We start from the raw sequence: 4,940 nt of genomic DNA on the forward strand, positions 1-4,940 counted from the left end.
CCATATAACATTTTTCACAAATGGTACAAGGATACCCGCAAAAAAATAGTGGAAGTTCAAGTGGATGGTGTTCCCTCGGGTCCACCATCGGAATCCGTGCCGTCTTCCCCTTCAGGGGACCCCCCAGTAAAGAAGGACAGTCCTTCTCCCCGTGCAGTACACAGACACCGGAAGCCGGGCAAAGTCCCGGGGGCGCTTCCCGTGCGTATATCCGTGGAGCTGACCTTGAGCAATGGCCTGCATATCCTCCAGAAAGATCTGGATTATCCGGGTCTGTACCGTCTGATCCAAAAGCTGGAGGTCCTATGTTGAGTGTGACGGGCATGAACCGCTTCTATTACCTGCGTGGCTTTACAGACATGCGTTGTAAGCATTCCCGTGTGCTGTCCGTCATCCGTGAACAGTTGCACCGTGAGCCTTCAGACGGTGACATTTATATCGTGATGTCTAAAGACCGGCGTATCGTTCGCCTGTTCGCCTATGATAACCGTTCGTATAGTCTTTTCGAGAAAAAGTTTGTTGCGGGCTATCAGTTTATGCGGATAATCAAAGATGACGAAGGTAACGAGGTCGCCTACCGGATAGACTGGAAGGACGTGGTCCTCCTGTTAGAGAGTCCCGTAATTAAATCGTTAAAAATAAGATGATTATGTTCTGTGTTTATATGGTTATATCAAGTTTTTTTTGTATATTTATATCACAAAAAGCAGGATATGGATACGGACGAATTACGACAGTTGATAGTTCAGAAACGCGAGCTTCTGGCGCGGGAGACCTTCTCGCGTCGTGCTTTTAACCGCTGTGAGAATATGTCCGATGAAATGAAAAACCGGTATGTGGAATACCTGATCGAACGTCTGGAGAATACGGAACTGGATAACTGCGCGATGAAACTGGTGCTGGAGGATCTGACAAAAGAGTTATCCCGCTCTAACCAGATGCTGGAAAAATTGAATGATCTGCAATCCCTTCTTGAGGAAGAACGCGAATCGCGTAAATCCCTGGAACGGGAGAATATAAAACTGAAGGAACAACTCAAATCCGCCCGCAAGAACCGTTTCGGATCGAAGAAACAGTCTGTAAAGAAGGATGCTTCCGGTTCGGATGATGATCCGGTTGACCGTGAGAAGGAGAAAGATGGCTTTGATGGTACGGACGAATCCGTTGGATACCCGTTCCGTTGCGGATTCGGAAACACAGGAATCCCACCCCTCCTCTCCGAATCCGGGGGATCTCTGCAACCGTTCGGAAACCTATCGTACCATGGGCGTGAACGGAACTCCTGTCAGGCACTTGTCGGATCTCTCCAAGGTTCCCGGGCGTATCCTTGACCGCAAGATGGTGAAGACCTTCCGTCTCGACATCTGCCTTGTGGAGGAACAGTTCGAGATGGTGCAGTACGTGGAGAAGGGCCGCAAGCCGCGCTGGAGGTATTTCCCCAAGGAAGGACACCCGCAGGCGGTAACTCGGTTTGACGGTACCAGGATAACTCCTGGGTTCCTGCAGGCCATCGCCTATGAGGTATACGTGAAGAACGTGATCTTCGGCCTGCTGCACCAATGGCTTGGGGATATGGGAATGACCGTATCGGAGAACACCTTGCGCAACTGGCTGAAGAAAGGCAGGAAATACCTCGACCGTATGGTGGTGGAACTGAAGAGGATTGCACTGGAGAAGGATGCCGTGGTCAATTGTGACGAGACCTGGTGCAAGGTCCGTAAATATGACCGTTACAAGAAATGCTACATGTGGGTCCTTGTCAACAAGGCGGAACGTGTGGTGATCTTCTTCTACGAGGACGGTTCCCGTGGCCGTGACGTGCTGACGAACTTTTTAGGTGATGCCGAGTTGAAGGCCCTCATGTCGGACGGTTATAACGCTTATGTCTTTATCGGTGACGGGCTGAAAACCCACAGGTATAAGGATACGGACCATCAGGTCTGTCTGGCGCACGTGAGGGCGAAGTTCGTGAAAGCCCGGATGGAAGGTGGCGACAAGAGGGCGGATGTGTTCCTTGACAATATAAACCGTCTCTTCCGTTTTGAAAGGGAGTATGACAGGGAGATGATCACCGACGGGGAACGTACCCGACGACGGCAGGGGTTGCCGACCATGGAGGCGATGATAAACCTGCGGGCAAACCTGCTGCAGGAGTTGAAAAGTGAGGAGGAGCAAAAAAGTTGTTATATGCGGGAGGCCCTGAATTATCTTCACAAGTTTTGGAATGAGGCCTTCACTTATATAAAGGACGGCCGTTATCCGATCTCGAACAATCTGGCGGAACGGGCGGTGCGTCCCTTTACCACCAAACGGAAGAACTCCCTGCACTTCGGAAGTGACGAGGGAGCGGAGATTGCCGCCGTATACCATAGCATAATCAGCACGGTGAAGCTGCAAGGCAGGTCCGCATGGGGTTATCTTGGTAAATTTTTTACCGGAATTTTTAACGGTTGCAGAGATTTTTTGAGTCTGACACCACAAAATATAGACTTGGCAGTATGCCAATAGTTAAAAAACAATCAAATTTAATAGCAATTTTTTGTGAGGCATCCATTCTGATGCCTTATAAAAAGGGTACGCTCTAAATTGAGTATTAACATAAATACCTCTCCTTTAATGAAATCTATTAGTAAATGTGCATTTACTCTAAATGCAATCTACAAAATTAAAATTGACCATACAAAGGAGTCCTGTTCATCAGTAATAAACATCGTATTGTTCATCATACTTCTGACAAATGGGAGCAGAATAAATGCACAGACGATGTATGGGACGACAGGACTTCTATATGCGCCCACCGCTGAGATGCAGAAAGATAAAACCTTCATGGTAGGTGGAAGTATGATAGATCACAATATTTATAGGAGTGACTATTGGAATTCTCATGAAGAGTATAATCCTTACACCTATAATTACTACCTAAACATCACCATTTTTCCTTGGTTGGAAGTTGCCTATACCTGTACATTGGTAAAAGGTTTGATAGGTAGTTCTGGTTGGCCGCAACAAACATGGAGCAAGTTCGTGAATCAAGACCGTTCTTTTCATGGCCGATTGCGATTATGGAAAGAAGGCTGGTGGAAACAGTGGACACCTCAGATAGTATTGGGAGTTAATGATCCGGGCAGTCATTCTGATCACGGTGGTGGAAATATTACATTTGATGATGTCGGAGAGAATACCAATCATCTGACCCGTTTTTACCTTGCTGCTACCAAGCATTTCACCATCCGACAATGGGGAACATTGGGTATACATGCCTCCGTCATTCAGTTTGACGGATTAGACTTCGATAATGAACATGGCGTTACAGTCGGCGTGAATTACCGTTTTAACCGTCCCAATGAAGGATTTTGGAGTAAGGCACTGAACGGTTTGAACCTAATGGGAGAATATTATGACGATGTTTTCAACGTAGGCGGAAACTATGCTGTTTGGAAAGATCGGATTAATGTGACGGCTTCACTGTATGACGGACGGTATTGGTCGGTTGGGTTGTATTTCAAGGTGTGTTTGAAATAGAATTAACCTCATGAAAGGTTGACGCTTTGCACACGTCCAGTGAAGATGGAGCCCAATAAAAACTACGCTAACCTCGCTTGAAGCCTTGGATTGAATGGCAGAACATCAAGCCTTATACTCCATGGAGATGGCATTAAAATCGTACAGAAGTACGATAGAAGTCCACAGGGAAGGCAAGGCATACAAGGACATGATGTCCAAGATGTATTATGTGGACGGCGATCTCAAGAACGACACGGTACAGTTTGACTTGGCCGTAGAGCGTTTCAAGATAAACAATGGGTACATTGACAAGCGGATAAAGGACTTGATGGAATTTGAGACGAACTCACTTTATGATATAGAAAATTTCTGCGTGGACAATGAAAGTAACCTTCCTTTAAGACACCGTTTCTTGGATGTGCCGTGGAATGTTCCAGTGGATTCAAAGGATGACGCTGATGACAATATCCAATGAAGTCTTATTCCAACATTCTCTGCCCTTACCAACAGAGCATCAGGCTATGCGTATCTGATGTGGAGGTTGAATAAAAACATGATGGTACAAATGCCAACAGGTATAGGCAAGCTCCATTCGCTCGCGTCGGTCATTCATGAGCATTTGCAAGAACGGCAAAGGCAAAGTGTGTGGATTGCCACCCACCGTCGTGAACTGGTAGAACAGATAGAAGATACGGTGGTGCGGTACGGCATACGGAAAGAGGAGGGATTGGTCTGTTCCTCCCAATGGCTGTCACACCATTGGGAGGATGTGGAAAATGACAGGTCAGACCTGATAGTGATTGACGAAGCTCACCGCGCACTTGCCGAGACCTACAACTATAGAATATACTAATGGAAAAATAGAAGAATGTAACCGCATTTATTATAGTATCCAGTTACATTTGGTGGAAATCAGTGCCAAAGGTGGAAATGGAGGCACTCATATCGGACGTTTCTCTTATAAAGGAGATGAGGTAACCATGAGTGAATTCCGCCACCGGGGAGATGAAGAAAAACTAACGACACTGAATGAATTGAAACTTTTCGGACTTAATCAAGCTATTAATCATCTTAAGGTGGAAAAAGCAACAGGCAAGAAACTAATTCTGAAATCTGATTATGCACGCCTCACATTCAGAAAGTTCTAAAAAAATATACCACAGGCTATACAAACTGCCTGCCGATAAAATATCGGCAAAACAATTTATACGCTATAGCAGTGGCAAACCACTATACCGGATTTCTAGAAATCAATTTATCGGCAGAAATAAAACTGGTGCCACCACTCATGAAGAGGCTGTCTCAAAATAAACTTGAGATGGTCTTTTTTTGTTTTATTTCAGATTGAAGTCATTTGTATTGTTCTCAAAAGAAGAATTTATCCTTAATTCCGCAACACTATTATAAAATATTTTTTTTAAGTACCTGAGCAACAA

6 protein-coding genes and 1 pseudogene are annotated in these 4,940 nt (G+C 45.5%); all 7 read left to right on the forward strand.

Going from position 1 to position 4,940, the window contains the following annotated elements; translation table 11 throughout:
* Positions 1–312: hypothetical protein (locus DWY57_RS21125; protein WP_243634738.1), on the forward strand; the 312-nt coding region annotated here is incomplete at its 5' end.
* Entirely contained in the window at positions 306–647 is a 342-nt protein-coding gene (gene tnpB / locus DWY57_RS21130) for an IS66 family insertion sequence element accessory protein TnpB (protein ID WP_007761164.1), read from the forward strand. The genes DWY57_RS21125 and tnpB, both read left to right, overlap by 7 nt.
* Positions 648–713: 66 nt before the next feature.
* Positions 714–2,508: pseudogene (locus DWY57_RS19715) on the forward strand (IS66 family transposase).
* 255 nt (positions 2,509–2,763) lie between these two features.
* Positions 2,764–3,522, forward strand: a complete 759-nt coding sequence (locus DWY57_RS19720) for a YjbH domain-containing protein (RefSeq protein WP_229099075.1) — start codon at positions 2,764–2,766, stop codon at positions 3,520–3,522.
* 94 nt (positions 3,523–3,616) lie between these two features.
* Complete coding sequence (locus tag DWY57_RS19725) at positions 3,617–3,979, forward strand: hypothetical protein (RefSeq protein ID WP_032951389.1); 363 nt, start codon at positions 3,617–3,619, stop codon at positions 3,977–3,979.
* A gap of 90 nt (positions 3,980–4,069) precedes the next feature.
* Positions 4,070–4,357, forward strand: coding sequence for a hypothetical protein (locus tag DWY57_RS19730; RefSeq protein WP_243634739.1), 288 nt, complete (start codon positions 4,070–4,072; stop codon positions 4,355–4,357).
* A gap of 49 nt (positions 4,358–4,406) precedes the next feature.
* Positions 4,407–4,652: a lipocalin-like domain-containing protein gene (locus DWY57_RS19735; RefSeq protein WP_347812498.1), complete on the forward strand. Its 246-nt coding sequence runs from the start codon at positions 4,407–4,409 to the stop codon at positions 4,650–4,652.
* Positions 4,653–4,940: the final 288 nt, after the last annotated feature.

This window comes from Bacteroides sp. AF25-5LB (genome assembly GCF_003602965.1).
GTDB classification, from domain to species: Bacteria; Bacteroidota; Bacteroidia; order Bacteroidales; family Bacteroidaceae; genus Bacteroides; species Bacteroides uniformis.

Coding starts and splice junctions, on each gene's coding strand:
- tnpB (WP_007761164.1), top strand. CDS start 306: ATGTTGAGTGTGACGGGCATGAACCGCTTCTATTACCTGCGTGGCTTT.
- DWY57_RS19730 (WP_243634739.1), top strand. CDS start 4,070: ATGCCAACAGGTATAGGCAAGCTCCATTCGCTCGCGTCGGTCATTCAT.
- DWY57_RS19725 (WP_032951389.1), top strand. CDS start 3,617: ATGGCAGAACATCAAGCCTTATACTCCATGGAGATGGCATTAAAATCG.
- DWY57_RS19720 (WP_229099075.1), top strand. CDS start 2,764: ATGTATGGGACGACAGGACTTCTATATGCGCCCACCGCTGAGATGCAG.